The sequence below is a fragment of the Oceanisphaera profunda genome (genome assembly GCF_002157895.1).
In the GTDB taxonomy this organism is placed as follows: domain Bacteria; phylum Pseudomonadota; class Gammaproteobacteria; order Enterobacterales; family Aeromonadaceae; genus Oceanimonas; species Oceanimonas profunda.
The window spans coordinates 2,246,561-2,263,212 of sequence record NZ_CP021377.1 but is presented as its reverse complement, the minus strand read 5'-3'; the positions used below and the strand labels follow the sequence as shown (position 1 = coordinate 2,263,212).

Genomic DNA, 16,652 nt, shown 5'->3' with positions numbered 1-16,652 from the left:
CGCCTCACTCCTCACTCCTCACTGAATTTAATTCAGCTCGGCTACCGCTTCTTGAACCGCCAGTGCACTTTGATGAATCTCAGCCATTATACTTTCAACATCCAGTACTTGTTGTTTACCTTGCTCCGCCACACTAGCTACATCTACGATTGCCGCAGATACCCTTGCCGTCAACTCGCGATTTTGTTGTACAACCTGACCAATTTCTGCCGTTGCCTTGCTGGTTCGTCCAGCCAACTGTCTGACTTCATCGGCGACCACCGCAAAGCCGCGGCCTTGCTCTCCGGCGCGGGCCGCTTCAATGGCCGCATTCAACGCTAACAGGTTAGTCTGATCCGCTACGCTGCTAATAGTAGCGACTATCTCTTCTATGCTTCGGGCCTGCTCATTGAGCCGGTTAATAACATCTATCGCCTGCTCGAGATCCCCAGATACCCGAGATGAGGTATGGACCGACGCTAATAAGGATTCGGCGCCCCGCTCGGCGATGCTGGCCGTCTGTATTGCCGTTACGCTGGCCATCTCTGAAGCCTGTCGCACTCGCTGCGCCTGAGCGATTTGATCGGTAATTTCGCTGGCGAATTTGACCACACGCATCACCTTGCCGCTATCATCCAGAATGGGATTGTAGGTAGCCTCTAACCAGACTTCGCGGCCCGATGCATCGAGCCGCTTAAACTGTCCTGACTTGTGATCTCCTGACGCCAGCTCCCGCCAGAAGTTGGGATGCTGCTGATAGAATTCCTCATCGCAGAATATCCTATGATGCTGATTGGTCAGCTGTTCAAGCCGGTAACCTACTGCGGCCAGAAAGTTATCATTGGCACTAATAATATTGCCATCAACAGAAAACTCAATCACAGCCATAGAAAGATGCAGCGCACTCAACACCGCTTGCTGAGCATCGAGCCTATGCTGCTTTGCGGTGATATCGCTGGCTATTTTCAATATTTTGACCACTGTCCCCTGTTCATCCAGTACCGGGAAATAAGTTGCTTCCAGCCAAATAACGTCACCTTGGCGATTGAGACGCGCAAATGCACCGCTTTGAGACTGCCCTTGCCCCAGCCGTTGCCAGAATTCTCGGTATTTGGCACTGTTCACTAGTTGGGGATCACAGAACATCTGATGATGTGCTCCCTGGACCTCAGTTAGGCTATAGCCTACCACTGCCAAAAAGCCGTTATTGGCATCCAGGATTTCACCCTGGGGGGTAAATTCGATCACCGCCATATGAGTGCGAATAGCCTGTTGCTCTGCTTTTGCCAGATCATATTGTTGACGACAATGGGAAAGCTCCCGCTTGAGCTTGCTATTCATGAGCATGTGACGTTTCTCCTGCTATGGTGTTAGGTATAAGAAGTGAGAGACCGGTAGGAAAATATTTACTTTCACATAAAATTGAATATTTACACTAATCAATATGAGCGCGCAACTCATAATGCCTCATATGAGGCCCAATTAGTATAATTAACAACCTAATAGCTAACACAGAGAAAACTAGCAGCCTTGCTTTATGCGGGTGCGGAAGGAAGGTAGTTCGAGACTCAACAATGTGCTGTATCTTTAAACTGATCTTAGCGGCATAAAAAAGGGGAGAAGATATCTATCGATATCTTCTCCCCTTACTGTTCGACTATTGTGAGTCAGTCTTTATTTTTTCACTTGGTTACCGATAATACCGCCCACTACGGCGCCACCTACGGTACCGGCCGTGCTACCGCCGGTTAATACTGAGCCTGCTACACCACCGGCACCGGCACCAATGGCCGTGTTACGATCGCGCTCTGACATATTACCGCACGCAGTTAAGCCAAACAGTAATGTAGAAGCCAATGCAACTGTCGCTATTTTCTTACTGCTAATCATAGTGATTACCTCTGTGCCGTGAATGTTACGTTACGCTATATTGGGCAGTGTACTCCCTTTAACACAAAACCACTGCCTTTATAACGAGCCTTGTGTCTAGGCCTGTCGTGAGGGACTCACTTACGCCACCGCATCTAACCATAACCAGCGAATGACGAGCACGTTAGCTATGCTAACCAACAATAAAAAGCTCACATAAGTCATCACCATATAGCGAAAATAATTATGCTTACTGTGATTCAGTAAGCCTTGTAGCTCTTGATGCTGGCGATGGGCCGCGGCAATTTTAGCAAATAAAGTGAGCTCAAAATGCATCAACACCAAGGTAATCAGCGTCAGCATGCTGCCCAGTAAAGGAGCAATCAAAATCCAGCTGCCTAATACCTGACCAATCTCTGGCTTTAGATAAGGTACGGCACCCAACACCACTACCGCTATGGTGATTTGAAATAGCTTTTGCCAAATATGATCGTGACGATACTTATATTCATCCCACAACAATACGTAGGGATCAGGGTTATGAGGGGGATACATATAAGCGCTCCTTAGCTCCTATTTTGCTCACTATAGCATGAGATATCTGCGCGACTAGATACAAGGCAAAGATCCTAAAAACACAGCTCTGCGCCAACACCTATTTGGTTAAAGCTCGCACTCGTGCAACTTAATCACTTGGCTCATAATACCCACGCCTTGGTCGCTACAAAGAGAAAAATGTCATGCAGTACCGCTTAACAAATCCCGATTTAGCCATTCCAACCAACCGTCACTATCGCCTACTGAGGCTTAACGAGCACTATGACGCGCCGCTTGCCGCCTTGATTCGTCAGGTATCGGCGGAGTACGGCCTTACCGCGGATAAAGGTTACAGCGTGGCCGATCCGCAATTAGATAAGCTGAGTCAGCTGTATCAAACGCCAGATACTGGTTATTGGTTGTTAGTAGAGAACGATGGCACTTTAGTTGGCGGCGCCGGTTTTGCACCAGTGCCAGGCCATGCTGGTGTGTGTGAGCTACAGAAAATGTATTTATTGGCAGGTGCGCGCGGCCAAGGGTTAGGTCGTTGGCTGGCAGATAAGGTGCTGCAAGAGGCGAGTTTACGGGGTTATCACAGTTGTTATCTTGAAACCACGCCGCTATTACCCGAAGCATTGCACTTATACCAGAAACTGGGTTTCACGCCCTGCCCGCGCTTAGGCAATAGCGGCCATGATGACTGCGAAATTACGCTGATACTGGGATTGTGAAGGATAAATTAGGCAAAACAAATATAACGCTATTTTTGCCACGGATTACACGGAAATAAAACACAAATATTAAAAATGAAAATGCCTACTTTTGTAAGACCTAGCCAAGTACGAAATGGTCTTAAATGAGTCAGTGTTCACTTTTCCGTGCCATTCCGTGTATTCCGTGGTGAAGAAATTTTTATTCTTCGAAGTAAGTGCCCCAGCCGTCGTATTCGAGGCCGTATTTCTGAGCGATAGGCAGCAGTTCGTTGATCTGCTCCATGATGGCGGCTAACTCAAGCGGGCCGTCGGTAATGGCATCGAAGCTCAATAAGGTCTGCCCGGTTTCTAGGGCTATCTCTTCCGCATCCGTCACTTCGTACTCTAATTTAAAGCAGTCTAAGGCCGCTTTCTCAAGCTTATCAAAGTCTTGGCCAGAAAAGTGATGCTCTAAAGTATACAAGGCGGTCGGGTTGCTGCCGTCTTCTAACAAAGAGGTAATAATCTCATTGGTTTCATCTTGCCAATGTTGCAGTTCACTCATAGCAGGCTCCTTGGCCGGTAATTCAAATTAATGTGAAGAGTAAGGGTGAAGAGTGAGGCGTAAAATCAAGGCCGACGCGCTTCAAGATCAAGCTCAGCGATGCGATTGCTTAAAATGCTCCGACTGTGTTTGAGCAAATCTCTAATTTGCTTAGGCTCATAGCCCTCAACCGATATCGGCGGCATAATTTCGACGATTAATTCGCCGTTATCCCAGCGATTTAAGTCAACTTGGCCAAAATAGCTGGAACACGCAATCGGCACTAAGGGCACTTGGGCTTGTAAGGCAATATGAAAGGCGCCGGTTTTAAAGGGCAATAAGCCTTGGCCTTTACTGCGTGTGCCCTCAGGAAACATCCAAATTGACATATTACGCTGGCGAATTTTATCCACTACCTTGCCGATGGTGCTGGCTGCCTTGGCTTTGTTTTCACGGTTGATCAGCAGGTTGCCACTCAGCCAAAATAACTGCCCAAACAAGGGTATCCAAAACAGACTGCTCTTACCAATGGCCACAGTACGCGGCATCACAGCTCCGGTTAGCGCAATAATGTCCCAGTTACTTTGGTGGTTGGCGATATACACCGCCGATTGTAAATCTTTGACGTGCTCATAGCCGCGAAAGATCACTTTTAAGCCCACCAGAATACAGGCTTTATTAAATAAGCGCCCCAGCAGGTAGACATTATTAGGGTGGCGGGGGCGCAACACACAAATCACGGTGCCCAAGATAAACACCAACACCATGGCTAGCGTCAGTAAGAAGATTCGCAACAGCTTTAACATCAGAAAACCTCGTATTTTCAGAGTCGGCAGTATACTGAGCGGCCCTTATATGAACAAGCCCAGTCATGAATGTTCACGACTGGGCCTAGGGTCTGTTGACCTTTCGAGATGATTTTTGCAGCAGGTTGTGGAGTCTTTATACAAGGCATCGTTTGTGCCATGGAGTCATTCTCCATCAATAAGCGATAACGCCGTAGAAAGGCGCCACAAATGCTGCCCTTCGGGTTCGGCTAAACGCGTTTTTCTCTTTGTTGAGTGGGAGTTTGCTTAGAACGACTAGGCTACACCCCACTCGCCGCGATAAAAACGCGTTTAACTCGAACAAAATTTAACCGCGAAAGGTCAACAGACCCTAAAGTTATATGCTCATTTGGCTCACCATTAGCGGCGATAGCTTAAGACTGATTATCCACGATAACGCGAGCCTCGGCCCTCTAATCTAAAGCCTTGTACCAATTGCTGCAGGCCAGACGCCAACTCGGTGAGTTCACGGCTAGCACTGGCGGTTTGATTAGCACCTTGGGCCGTTTCATCACCCATCTCATGAATGGTGGTCAAATTACGACTAATATCTTCGGTGACGGTGGCTTGTTCTTCCACGGCAGTCGCGATTTGGGTATTCATATCATGAATGGTTTGTACCGCATCACTGATCAACGCCAAGGCTTGCTCGGCTTCTTGGGCTTGGCCTACGGTAAGCTCCGCTTGCTGGCGCCCGCCCGACATGGCCGCTATGGCTTGTTTAGCATCTTCTTGTAACTTAGCAATAGTGGTGACTATTTCTTGGGAAGAATGTTGAGTTTGCTCGGCCAGATTACGCACCTCAGAGGCCACGACCGCAAAACCGCGACCTTGCTCGCCAGCGCGAGCCGCTTCTATGGCGGCGTTTAAGGCCAGCAAATTGGTACGATCAGCGATTTCTTGGATAACTTGTACCACTGAGCTAATTTGATTACTACTGTCGGCTAATGATTGCACCACCCGACCGGTAGCGGTTACGTCATCCGCCAAGCGGCTAATGGAGGCCACGGTTTGCTGAACTACCACTTTCCCCTGCTCGGCGGCTTCATTGGCCGAACGTGCGGAAGAGGCGGCTAAGCTGGTGTTCTGTGACACTTCTTGCACTGTGGCCGACATCTGATTAATGGCCGCGGCCACTTGATCGGTATCTTGCTGCTGTCGGCTTAGATTAGCACTGGTTTGTAGAGACACCGCCGAGGTTTGTTCCGCCGCCGCCGATAAGCTATTGCTCGACTCATGGATATGACCGATCAGCTCACGCAGATTATTATTCATATGCTGTAATTTACCGTAAACACCGGTGGCATTGGCGGCAAACTGTGAGCTTAAATCACCATTGGCAATGGAGTTGGCCACCCGCTCCATTTCACTGGGCTCGGCACCCAGTGGTACCAAGACCATGCGCTTTAAAGTCCACCCTAGCAATAAGCTAAAAGCCACTAACAACACTACTAGCGACACCATAATGGTCACCATGGTGCTATTGCGCTGCTCTTCTTGGGCCACGGTGCCAAATAAGCGTTCCAGCAATAAAGAAATAAATTCATCGACTGTGGTCACGGCTTCTAAGCGAGCGGCATCATACTGGGCACTAAGCACCAATTGTTGCGCTTGCTCTTGGCGACCTGACTGCATTAAGCCGATCGCCTGCTCTTCTAATTTATCCATTAGGCTCACCGCCCTTTGGCCTTGATCCAGCGTGCTGCGCTCGGCGGTGGTCATGTTCATTTCTGCTAGCATCTCAGTGTCTGACATAGTAGTGGCGTCCACACGTGCGGCTCGTCCTTCGGTCACATCATTGGCTTTTTGATAAACACTCAGCTGCTCGGGATTACCGGTGACGACGTAATCTCGAATAGCCGTCGATTTCTCGGTGGAATAAAGGCGCACCATGCCGGCTTTATTAAAGTAATTAAAGAGATCAGTTTGTGCGTTAACGACCGCTTGTTGCGATTGCAGCAGAAAAAACAAAGAACCACCTAACAGTAGCGCTATGCTCAGCACTACCAAAAAAACCAGACGGATCACCGCCTTTAAGGTTAAATTTTTATACATAGAAGCGCTCAGCCTATCTAGAAGGGGTAACATAAACGGCAGATATCATAGCAAAATTAATCTCAACAAGAGCTTAATAACACCCGTCAATATCGTTGAATAATAATAACCGACAAAAAAAGCCCCCACCTTTAACAGTGAGGGCTTAATAATTCTAACAGTATCATTAAATATAGCCGTAGAAATTAACTTAACTGGCTATTAATGAGCAAGCAGCGCGATGAAAGATTAGTTATGGGCTCGTTTTAGTGAGCCTAAGCGAAAACCTTGCACCAATTGCTGTAGCCCTGCCGCCAGCTCTGACAACTCCCGGCTAGCACCAGCAGTTTGCTCAGCGCCGGTGGCAGTTTCTTCCCCTACACCTTGGATTAGAGTCAAATTACGGCTGATGTCTTCGGTAACCGTGGCCTGCTCTTCTACAGCAGTGGCGATTTGGGTATTCATATCATTGATGGTTTGTACGGCAGCACTGATTAGCGCCAAGGCTTGTTCCGCTTCATGTGCCTGCCCTACGGTGAGCTCTGCTTGCTCTCGGCCGTTATTCATGGCGGCCATCGCTTGCTTGGCGTCATCTTGTAACTTAGCAATAGTGGTGACTATGACTTGTGAGGACTTTTGCGTTTGCTCCGCCAAGTCTCGTACCTCAGAGGCCACCACCGCAAAACCGCGGCCTTGGTCGCCAGCACGCGCCGCTTCAATGGCGGCGTTGAGTGCCAAGAGGTTGGTTCTATCGGCGATATCTTGAATTACTTGCACGACGGTACTGATCTGCTGGCTACTGTCAGCCAGTGATTGCACTACGCGACCTGTAGCTTGCACATCGTCTGCCAAGCGGCCAATAGAGACCACAGTTTGCTGCACTACTATTTTGCCCTGCTCAGCGGCATCGTTAGCTGAACGCGCCGAGGTGGCCGCTAAACTGGTGTTATGAGACACCTCTTGTACGGTAGCCGACATCTGATTAATAGCAGCAGCCACTTGCTCCGTGTCTAGTTGCTGGCGGCTTAAGTTAGCGCTGGTTTGTAAAGAGATAGCCGAGGTTTCTTCTGCCGCCGCCGATAAGCTATGGCTGGACTGGTGAATATGGCCAATAACTTCACGTAGCCTTTCGCTCATATGTTGTAGCTTGGCATACACACCCGTGGCATTAGCATTAAAGGTAAGACTTAAATCCCCTTCCGCAATCGCCGCCGCGACCCGCTCCATTTCACTGGGTTCAGCTCCGAGTGGCAATAACACCATGCGCTTTAGCGTCCAGCCCAATAACAGACTTAACAATACCAAAGCTAACACTAACACTATCATCAGCGTCACCATTTGCTGATTACGCGCGTTTTCTTGTGCAAGTTGCTTCGCTTGGCGGCCCAGTAGTTCGCTAATGGCAGTATTTACCGAATTGCCCATTAGCTTGCGTCCGGCATCGTACTCGGCTCCAAACACCAAGGGGATGGCCTCTTCACTGCGGCCCGCTTTGACGAGGGCAATGGCTTTTTCTTCCAGCTCACCCATCACCACTGTACCTTGGCGACCTTTTTCTAATAAGGCATGTTCCGAGGGGGATAATGGCAGCTCCGCTAACATGGCTTCATTAGAAATGGTGCGATTACTGTGACGAGGTGTTTGGCCCTGTGTCATGGCCATAGTATCAAGATAGTGATTGAGAATGTCGGTCCGACCCGTCACCACATAGTTGCGGATGTCGTTAGATAATTCGAGGGAATACATGCGCAGCTGATTGCTGGCATTAAAAGACTGGTAACGCACTTCTTGGGTGTGGCTGACGTTTTTCTGCGACTGTAATAAGAAATACAAGGCGGCGCCAAACACTAAGGCCACCGCTAACACCACCAAGAACATCAAGCGAATCAACGCTTTCAAGGTTAAATTTTTCAACTTTTAGCACTCCATTTGCCAAACTAATAAAAACTTACTTTTCACGCGCATTGTATGTGTGAACTGCATAAATTACATACAAAACATTTAATTTTAGAACGATAATTCTTCTACTTCTAGCTGTACTTAGTAATCTCTTGATTTTTAACATTGTTAGTGAAATTTACACATAAAAAAACCGCCTCGTCAGGCGGTTTTTTTTAATTATCAGTGCCAAAAGTTAGTTTAATTTACCGTGGCATTGCTTGTACTTTTTACCCGAGCCACAAGGGCAAGCATCGTTACGACCAATTTTTTGGCCATCACGCACGAAGGGCATAGGCTCAGCGGCGTCGGTGGGCGCTTCCTCTTCGAGTAAGCTATCAGCCGAGGCATGGCTATAGCTCTGAGACTGACTCTCTGCGGCGGTTCGACGTTGTTCTTCTACTGCCTCTACTTCTTCTTGGCTCTGTACCTTAACCCGGCTCAGTATGCTGATCACTTCACGTTTCAGGTTTTCTAGCAGCTGAGTAAACAGCTCGTACGACTCACGCTTGTACTCTTGCTTAGGGTTCTTTTGTGCATAACCGCGCAAATGAATACCTTGGCGCAAATGATCCATGGCGGCCAAATGCTCCTTCCACAAAGTATCCAGCGTTTGCAGCATCACAGAGCTTTCAAACTGGCGGATCACTTCAGGACCCACCACGGTTTCTTTATCCGTGTAAGCTTGGGCGGCCATGGCCAGTATTTGCTCGCGAATTTGTTCGTCGTGCAGCTTGTCGTTTTCTTTCAACCAAGCGCTGACCGGCACTTCTAGACCAAAGTCGGCCATCAAGCGGTGCTCAAGGCCCGGCACATCCCATAACTCTTCCAGAGACTGAGGCGGAATATACTCATCTACAATGCCGTTGATCACATCTTCACGGATCACGGTAATGGTTTCGCTAATATCGGTGGCATCCAGCAACTCGTTACGCTGCTCATAGATAACTTTACGTTGATCGTTAGCGACGTCATCAAACTCGAGTAAGTTTTTACGAATGTCGAAGTTGCGAGTTTCTACTTTGCGCTGGGCGTTTTCGATGGCGCGGCTCACCCAAGGGTGTTCAATGGCCTCGCCTTCTTCCATGCCTAATTTCTTCATCATGCCGGTTACCCGGTCTGAAGCGAAGATACGCATCAAGGCATCTTCCATCGACAGATAGAAACGGCTCGAACCCGCATCACCTTGACGACCCGCACGACCGCGCAGCTGGTTATCGATACGACGCGACTCATGACGCTCGGTGCCAATAATATGCAAACCACCGGCGGCTACTACTGTATCGTGACGCACTTTCCAGTCGGCTTTAATCTCGGCAATTTGCTGCTCACTCGGTGCTTCTAACTTGTCGATTTCTGACTGCCAGTTGCCGCCCAGTACGATATCCGTACCCCGACCCGCCATGTTAGTGGCGATAGTCACCACACCTGACTGACCCGCTTCGGCGATAATTTCAGCTTCACTTTCGTGGAACTTAGCGTTCAACACCCGATGCGCAATGCCTTCTTTGTCCAAAATACCGGACAACAATTCAGAGTTTTCAATGGAAACAGTACCTACGAGTACCGGCTGACCGCGTTCAACACAGCCTTTAATATCTTCCACTATCGCCAGATATTTCTCAGGGGCAGTTAAATACACCAAGTCGCCCATGTCGTTACGAACCATGGGTTTGTTAGTGGGGATAACCACCGTATCTAGGCCATAGATGTGCTGAAACTCAAAGGCTTCGGTATCGGCGGTCCCCGTCATACCGGCCAGTTTTTCATATAATCTAAAGAAGTTTTGGAAGGTGATCGAGGCCAAGGTTTGGTTTTCGTTTTGGATCTTCACCCCTTCGCGGGCTTCCACTGCCTGATGCAAACCTTCTGACCAACGACGGCCCGGCATAGTACGGCCGGTGTGCTCATCAACGATGATCACTTCATCATCTTTAACGATGTAATCCACGTCGCGCTCAAATAAGGTATGAGCACGCAGGCCCGCATTTACGTGGGCCAACAGCGTAATGTTACTGGCAGAGAACAGTGAGTCATCTTCTTCGATAAGCCCCATACGCTTGAGCTCTTCTTCAACGAAGATCTGGCCATTTTCGGTCAGCAACGCCTGTTTGTTTTTCTCATCTACCGTGTAGTGGCCATCGCCAATATAATCTTCGGTGTCTTCTTTATCTTGCTTAACCAATTTCGGGATCAAGGTATTGATGCGAATATACAGCTCAGAGCTGTCTTCGGCGGGACCAGAAATAATCAAAGGCGTACGTGCTTCATCGATTAATACCGAGTCTACTTCATCGATCAGTGCGTAATACAGCGGACGCTGTACCCGCTGTTGCGGTGAAAACGCCATGTTGTCACGCAGATAGTCGAAACCAAATTCGTTGTTAGTACCGTAAGTAATGTCTGCCGCATAAGCCGCATGCTTTTCAGATGAGTCCATACCCGCCAAGTTGCAATCGACGGTCATGCCTAAGAATTCAAACAAGGGACGGTTGGCTTCCGCATCGCGGCGCGCAAGATAGTCGTTAACCGTGATCACGTGTACACCACGGCCCGTCAAGGCATTCAAATACACCGGTAAAGTACCGGTCAGGGTTTTGCCTTCACCGGTTTTCATCTCGGCGATTTGATTGTTATGCAACACCATGCCGCCAATCATCTGCACATCGAAATGACGCATTTCAAACACCCGGCGCGAAGCGGCACGCACGGTGGCAAAGGCTTCCGGCAATAACTGCTCTAGGGTTTCACCCTGCTCTAGGCGTTGGCGAAACTCGGCGGTTTTAGCCTGCAGCTCGCTGTCAGAAAGCGCATCAAACTTAGGCTCCATGGCATTAATTTCATCTACAACTTTGCGCATGCGCTTAAGCGTTCTGTCGTTACGACTACCCACTATCATGGTAAAAAATTTAGTGATCATGTTTGGCCAATTATGCTGATGAAAGAGAAAGCCCCTGAGGGGACCGAGATCTAATTAGGTATAAACCGCGCTGGATTCAGCTGTTTATTGCCTTTTAATACTTCGTAATGCAAATGCACGCCGGTTGCACGTCCGGTACGTCCCATGCGGGCAATAAGTTGCCCTTGTTCTACATGCTCGCCCACTTCGACTAATTGCGTGTCCAGATGCGCATATCGGGTGATCCAACCTTGGCCATGGCTTATCTCCACCATGTTGCCAAAATCTCTGTGATGTTCAGACAAGCTAACCACACCCGCAGCCGTCGCGGCAATAGGCTCACCTTGCTTACCTCTAAAGTCTAAACCTCGGTGCCAACGGGCACGACCACTAAAGGGATCGCGACGCTGACCAAAACCTGAGCTCAGTTGGCTAATCCCGGGAACGGGGTGGCCCTGAATTTGTGTGATTTCATTGATATGGAGGTTCAACAGCATAGATTCAAGTGCTACCAGCGTGATGCCGTACTCTTGCGTTTGTGTCATCACCTGCGCCAAGGTCTGATTGAGGTCGGCAAAACCGTTAAAGGGGCGCTGTAATAAGTTGTTATCTACGCGGGCAACCGGCAGCTCGTCCACCAAGTCATAATCATTCACCAGTCGATTACCCATCTGGCTCACTTGGGCTAATTCCGCTTGTAATTGGCCTAAGCGTTGGCCGATACGGCCCAATTCGCGCTGCTGCAGGCGTTTTTGTTGCTCAAGCTGGGCACTCAATACTAATTGCTGGCGCTGGGCGCTTTGCCATTGGCTATAAAAAAATAACGCCGCCGCCAAGGATATCAAAGTAACTAACAGTAACCCGCGAGACTGGGACCAGAACTTGGACCAAGAAAAATGGGCGTGCGGAGCAACAGTGGCGGCGGCTATGGCAGCGGGTTGCGTAGAGGATTCTTGCATCTGGGCTGTTTGCATAAGAAAGAATGGGCTACTACTGGAGAGAAAAAGAAAACACGCCAGCGCGGAGAGCAGCTGGCGTGTCTTTATACGGGCTTAAGCGTGGCTGAAAGCCGGATCGTAGTAACGAATTGGCGACTCTGCACCTTGCTCATCGAAGGTGATCATCTCCCAAGCTTCTGCATCCGCTAACATGGCGCGCAACAAGGTATTGTTGAGTGCATGGCCGGTTTTATAGGCACAGAACTCACCCAAGATACTGTGGTTACACATATACAGATCGCCGATGGCGTCCAGCATCTTGTGTTTAACGAACTCGTTTGGATAACGTAATCCGTCTTCGTTCAACACCTTGTACTCATCCAAGACCACAGCGTTTTCTAAGCTGCCGCCCAGTGCTAAGTTTTGCGAGTGCAGATATTCAATATCCCGCATAAAACCAAAGGTACGCGCTCGGCTTAGCTCTTTAACAAAAGCCGCACCGGAGAAGTCCAACACCAAATGCTGACTTTCACCCGCAAAAGCAGGGTGGTCAAAGTCGATGGTCAAGTCCATCTTAAAGCCGGCGTTATAAGGGCGAAACTCAGCCCATTTATCACCGTCTTCCACGCGCACTGTCTTCTTGATGCGGATAAAGCGCTTCAAGGCGTTCAGCTCGCGAATACCGCCAGACTGCAACAAGTAGATAAATGGATGAGAACTGCCATCCATCACCGGCACTTCGGGTGCATCCACTTCGATAAACAAGTTATCGATGCCAAGCCCCGCCAGCGCTGCAGATAAGTGTTCTATGGTCGACACCCGTACACCGTCTTCATTAATTAACGCGGTGCACAGCATGGTGTCTTTCACCAAGGCCGCATCGGCCTTGATCTCGACCTGCGGGTTCAGATCGGTACGACGAAACACTATACCTGTGTTAGCCGGCGCAGGAATAAAGGTCATTTGTACCTTGTGGCCGGAGTGCAGCCCTATTCCTGTGGCTTGCACGGTATTCTTTAACGTTCGTTGTCTAATCATAAGATTGTCCGCCAGTAGCTTATCTGCCTACGAGTCTGCATTGAAGGCCAGATCCGAACCGAATTCAAGTGGTCCAATATGTTAGCATAATAATCAGCCGCCGCAAATTACACCGCTTTTTGTTGGCTAAAAGTTTGTCGGCTAATGCCTAGCCTGGCCAATTGTTAGTCCGCTTGCTTGCGCAAGAAAGCCGGAATATCTAAGTAGTCCATATCTGACTTAGCTTGTGTGGCGTCGGCGTTGACCACCATCTGGCCAGGCTGCTCTTCACGAGTTGTTTCTACTTGACGCATGCCGTTGTCATCGCGACTGCTGGTACCGGATTTCACCAAGGTGATATCGGGCTTACGCTCGGCTCCAATACCGGTGGCCACTACAGTCACGCGCATTTCATCGGTAATTTCTGGGTCCAATACGGTGCCCACTACTACAGTGGCATTTTCTGAAGCAAACGCCTTCACCGCATTACCGACCGTTTCAAACTCTTCGATGGTCATATCGAGGCCGGCGGTAATGTTCACCAAAATACCGCGCGCACCGGCCAAATCCACATCTTCCAACAGCGGGCTAGAAATGGCTTTTTCGGCGGCTTCTTCGGCGCGGTCTTCACCGGTAGCGGTGCCGGTACCCATCATGGCGGTACCCATTTCACGCATAACGGTGCGTACGTCGGCGAAGTCAACGTTCATCAGACCTGGGCGAGTAATCAACTCGGCGATACCTTGTACGGCACCCAGCAACACATCGTTGGCGGCTTTAAACGCATCCAACAAAGAAATACCACGGCCCAAGACTTTTAATAACTTATCGTTAGGGATAGTGATTAAGGAGTCGACGTGTTTTACCAGCTCATTAATCCCTTGCTGGGCGTAGTTCATGCGCTTTTTGCCTTCAAAGGCAAACGGCTTAGTGACCACGGCCACGGTCAAAATACCCAACTCTTTGGCGATTTCGGCCACTACCGGTGCGGCACCAGTACCGGTACCACCACCCATGCCGGCGGCGATAAACACCATGTCGGCACCTTGCAGTAACTCACGAATGGCGTCTTTATCTTCCAGTGCCGCATCGCGACCCACTTCAGGATTGGCGCCCGCCCCTAAGCCTTTGGTGATCTCGCCGCCAATTTGCAGCGTGCTATCCGCACTGGAATTACGCAGCGCTTGAGCATCGGTATTGATGGCTAAAAACTCTACGCCTTGTAGCTGTTCACGCACCATGTGCTCAACGGCGTTACCGCCACCACCGCCCACGCCGACCACTTTAATTACTGCTTCCTGCTCGTGCTCATTAACCAGTTCAAATATTCCGTTCATAAGAGTCTCTCCGCTTTGCGCTTAGGTCCCAGGCCACTTAGGGGGAGGACCACAAGCTTAAAATTCGCCACGCAACCAGTTACCTACTCGTTTGAAAAACGAGCCAAAACTGGACTTGCCATTATAATCCTGTTGAGGCATTGACTGGTGCTCCTTGCCGTAATGCAGCAAGCCCACTGCAGTGGAGTACACGGGTGTCTCAACGTAATCAGATAATCCTTTCACGCCACCTGGCTGGCCTATGCGCACCTGACACTGAAATATTTGCTCAGCACACTCAACGAGGCCTTCTATCTGTGCCGCGCCACCGGTTAGCACCAAACCTGCCGCCAATTGATGCTTAACGCCGGCTTTTTTCAGCTCACCTTGGATTTTACTTAACTCTTGGTTAATCATACCCAACAATTCGCTATAGCGCGGCTCTATCACTTCCGCCAATGTTTGGCGTTGTAGGCTGCGCGCCGGTCTGCCACCTACGCTGGGCACCTCTATGGTGTCCTCTTTGCTGACTAAACGGCTAAAGGCGCTCCCATGGCGCACCTTGATGGCTTCTGCATCCAAGGGCGGTGTACCAAAGGCATAAGCGATGTCGCTGGTAACGGTACTGCCCGCATAAGGGATTACCTTAGTGTGGCGCAGTGCGCCGCCGGTAAATACCGCCATGTCCATGGTGCCGCCGCCAATATCGACCACGCACACCCCCAACTCTTTTTCATCGTCGGTTAATACCGCATAGCTGGAGGCTAAGGCGCTAAAAATCAACTGGTCGACACGTAAGCCTAGCCGTTCCACGCACTTTTCAATATTGCGTGCCATATCATTGTGGCAGGTAATTAAGTGCACCTTGGCATGCATGCGTACCCCCGACAGCCCAATTGGGTTTTTAATGCCCTCTTGAAAGTCGATAGAATACTCTTGCGGCAACACATGCAGCACTCTGTGCTCATCTGATAAGCGTACCGATTTGGCGGTATGGATAACGTTATCTACGTCTTCCTGCGTCACCTCTTCATCAGAGATGGGCACCATGCCGGTTTCATTACGGCATTCGATATGCTTACCCGATAGGCCAAGGTAGACGGAGGTGATTTGGCAATCTGCCATCATCTCTGCTTCATCTACCGCTCGCTTCAGTGATTTAACCACTGACTCGAGATCGTTAACGCCGCCTTTATCCATTCCTTTTGAAGAATGGCTGCCAAGGCCGATGACGTTTAAATCGCCATCCGGTAGTACTTCTCCTACCAGAGCTGTGACCTTAGCCGTGCCGATATCAAGCCCGACGATCAGGTTTCTTTCCGCGCTTTTGGTCATTATCCGTCTCTTCGTCCTGCTTCCATCCCACTGCCAGCCCAGTATCGTAGCGCAAATCGAGATAAGCTACTCGCTCGCGCTGGTCGATATCTGGATAGACATCCACGAATCGTTGTAACCGCGCCGCAATATCTTCGCGGCCCAGTAATAAAGTTATGTCGCCATTTAGCGTTAATTCCCAAGAGCGACGTGGCGTTAAATGTATTTGCGCTATGTCATAACCCTTGGGCTGTAAGAATTTTTTAATCTGTTTGTATTCGGTCAATACCCGAGCCGACTCTTCATCGGGTCCCGATAACGACACTAAGTCCAGTTGTTCGGCCGTTGCCTGAAATACCTCGCCATGCACATTAAGCAAGGCGTTATAATTCCAGCGGGCCACCGGTTGCTGCTCGACTATATAGACTCGCACCGTATCCGGCCATTGTTTACGCACCGATGCCTGATAGACCCAAGGCAGCGCCTGCAGCTGTTGCTGTACTTGATCCACCTCGAGAGCAAAGAAATTACCCACACCAGGAAGCTCAAGTACCGAATCCCGGACCGCTTCGCGGCTTAAATGATGATGTTCACCTTGGATCATCAAATTATTTACCGGCACTTGGTTGGCCGCCGTCATCCAGACTACGATCAGCCACAAGCCCCACAGCAGTGCCGCCAGCACGCCTAAGAAAAAAGTCAGACCAGCAATAAACGCCAATCTGGTGCGGGTTGCGGCAGACGTCAT

14 protein-coding genes are annotated in these 16,652 nt (G+C 49.6%); 1 reads left to right on the top strand and 13 read right to left on the bottom strand.

Annotation, left to right across the window (positions count from 1 at the left end; translation table 11 throughout):
- Positions 1 to 27 precede the first annotated feature (27 nt).
- From CBP31_RS09910 to CBP31_RS09900, 3 genes are all read right to left on the bottom strand, one after another.
- Complete coding sequence (locus tag CBP31_RS09910; protein WP_087036853.1) at positions 28 to 1,326, bottom strand: methyl-accepting chemotaxis protein; 1,299 nt, start codon at positions 1,324 to 1,326, stop codon at positions 28 to 30.
- Positions 1,327 to 1,653: 327 nt separating this feature from the next.
- Positions 1,654 to 1,869: a glycine zipper 2TM domain-containing protein gene (locus CBP31_RS09905; protein ID WP_087036851.1), complete on the bottom strand. Its 216-nt coding sequence runs from the start codon at positions 1,867 to 1,869 to the stop codon at positions 1,654 to 1,656.
- 120 nt (positions 1,870 to 1,989) lie between these two features.
- Entirely contained in the window at positions 1,990 to 2,403 is a 414-nt protein-coding gene (locus CBP31_RS09900; RefSeq protein WP_087036850.1) for a hypothetical protein, read from the bottom strand.
- Positions 2,404 to 2,588: 185 nt separating this feature from the next.
- Here CBP31_RS09900 and CBP31_RS09895 point away from each other — a divergent pair, with 185 nt between their 5' ends.
- Entirely contained in the window at positions 2,589 to 3,116 is a 528-nt protein-coding gene (locus CBP31_RS09895; RefSeq protein WP_087036848.1) for a GNAT family N-acetyltransferase, read from the top strand.
- 181 nt (positions 3,117 to 3,297) lie between these two features.
- Here the strand turns inward: CBP31_RS09895 and rraB are convergent, their stop codons facing one another.
- The 10 genes from rraB to CBP31_RS09840 form a co-directional block, all read right to left on the bottom strand.
- Positions 3,298 to 3,642, bottom strand: coding sequence for a ribonuclease E inhibitor RraB (gene rraB, locus CBP31_RS09890; RefSeq protein ID WP_174664631.1), 345 nt, complete (start codon positions 3,640 to 3,642; stop codon positions 3,298 to 3,300).
- 65 nt (positions 3,643 to 3,707) lie between these two features.
- Entirely contained in the window at positions 3,708 to 4,427 is a 720-nt protein-coding gene (locus CBP31_RS09885; protein WP_087036846.1) for a 1-acylglycerol-3-phosphate O-acyltransferase, read from the bottom strand.
- A 405-nt stretch (positions 4,428 to 4,832) separates the two neighbouring features.
- Positions 4,833 to 6,503: a methyl-accepting chemotaxis protein gene (locus CBP31_RS09875; RefSeq protein ID WP_087036844.1), complete on the bottom strand. Its 1,671-nt coding sequence runs from the start codon at positions 6,501 to 6,503 to the stop codon at positions 4,833 to 4,835.
- Positions 6,504 to 6,731: 228 nt separating this feature from the next.
- Positions 6,732 to 8,396: a methyl-accepting chemotaxis protein gene (locus CBP31_RS09870; protein WP_227874993.1), complete on the bottom strand. Its 1,665-nt coding sequence runs from the start codon at positions 8,394 to 8,396 to the stop codon at positions 6,732 to 6,734.
- A gap of 220 nt (positions 8,397 to 8,616) precedes the next feature.
- Positions 8,617 to 11,340, bottom strand: coding sequence for a preprotein translocase subunit SecA (gene secA, locus CBP31_RS09865; protein WP_087036843.1), 2,724 nt, complete (start codon positions 11,338 to 11,340; stop codon positions 8,617 to 8,619).
- Positions 11,341 to 11,390: 50 nt separating this feature from the next.
- A complete protein-coding gene (locus tag CBP31_RS09860) occupies positions 11,391 to 12,278 on the bottom strand; it encodes a M23 family metallopeptidase (protein WP_087036841.1) in 888 nt (295 codons plus the stop codon).
- Positions 12,279 to 12,371: 93 nt separating this feature from the next.
- Positions 12,372 to 13,295, bottom strand: a complete 924-nt coding sequence (gene lpxC / locus CBP31_RS09855) for a UDP-3-O-acyl-N-acetylglucosamine deacetylase (RefSeq protein WP_087036839.1) — start codon at positions 13,293 to 13,295, stop codon at positions 12,372 to 12,374.
- A gap of 164 nt (positions 13,296 to 13,459) precedes the next feature.
- Positions 13,460 to 14,611 carry a cell division protein FtsZ gene (gene ftsZ / locus CBP31_RS09850; RefSeq protein ID WP_407668760.1) on the bottom strand — a complete coding sequence of 384 codons (1,152 nt, stop codon included), beginning with the start codon at positions 14,609 to 14,611 and terminating at the stop codon, positions 13,460 to 13,462.
- A gap of 57 nt (positions 14,612 to 14,668) precedes the next feature.
- The gene (gene ftsA / locus CBP31_RS09845) at positions 14,669 to 15,925 is read right to left on the bottom strand and encodes a cell division protein FtsA (protein ID WP_087036837.1); all 1,257 of its coding nucleotides are present in this window, start codon (positions 15,923 to 15,925) and stop codon (positions 14,669 to 14,671) included.
- Positions 15,885 to 16,652 (bottom strand): cell division protein FtsQ/DivIB, encoded by a 768-nt coding sequence (locus tag CBP31_RS09840; protein WP_087036835.1) that lies wholly within the window; start codon positions 16,650 to 16,652, stop codon positions 15,885 to 15,887. Before CBP31_RS09840 ends, ftsA begins: the two co-directional genes overlap by 41 nt.

Excerpts from the sequence above, each read along its gene's own strand:
- ftsA (WP_087036837.1), bottom strand. The coding sequence starts at position 15,925 with ATGACCAAAAGCGCGGAAAGAAACCTGATCGTCGGGCTTGATATCGGC.
- secA (WP_087036843.1), bottom strand. The coding sequence starts at position 11,340 with ATGATCACTAAATTTTTTACCATGATAGTGGGTAGTCGTAACGACAGA.
- CBP31_RS09910 (WP_087036853.1), bottom strand. The coding sequence starts at position 1,326 with ATGCTCATGAATAGCAAGCTCAAGCGGGAGCTTTCCCATTGTCGTCAA.
- CBP31_RS09840 (WP_087036835.1), bottom strand. The coding sequence starts at position 16,652 with ATGACGTCTGCCGCAACCCGCACCAGATTGGCGTTTATTGCTGGTCTG.
- CBP31_RS09905 (WP_087036851.1), bottom strand. The coding sequence starts at position 1,869 with ATGATTAGCAGTAAGAAAATAGCGACAGTTGCATTGGCTTCTACATTA.
- CBP31_RS09900 (WP_087036850.1), bottom strand. The coding sequence starts at position 2,403 with ATGTATCCCCCTCATAACCCTGATCCCTACGTATTGTTGTGGGATGAA.
- CBP31_RS09860 (WP_087036841.1), bottom strand. The coding sequence starts at position 12,278 with ATGCAAGAATCCTCTACGCAACCCGCTGCCATAGCCGCCGCCACTGTT.
- lpxC (WP_087036839.1), bottom strand. The coding sequence starts at position 13,295 with ATGATTAGACAACGAACGTTAAAGAATACCGTGCAAGCCACAGGAATA.
- ftsZ (WP_407668760.1), bottom strand. The coding sequence starts at position 14,611 with ATGAACGGAATATTTGAACTGGTTAATGAGCACGAGCAGGAAGCAGTA.
- CBP31_RS09895 (WP_087036848.1), top strand. The coding sequence starts at position 2,589 with ATGCAGTACCGCTTAACAAATCCCGATTTAGCCATTCCAACCAACCGT.
- rraB (WP_174664631.1), bottom strand. The coding sequence starts at position 3,642 with ATGAGTGAACTGCAACATTGGCAAGATGAAACCAATGAGATTATTACC.
- CBP31_RS09875 (WP_087036844.1), bottom strand. The coding sequence starts at position 6,503 with ATGTATAAAAATTTAACCTTAAAGGCGGTGATCCGTCTGGTTTTTTTG.
- CBP31_RS09885 (WP_087036846.1), bottom strand. The coding sequence starts at position 4,427 with ATGTTAAAGCTGTTGCGAATCTTCTTACTGACGCTAGCCATGGTGTTG.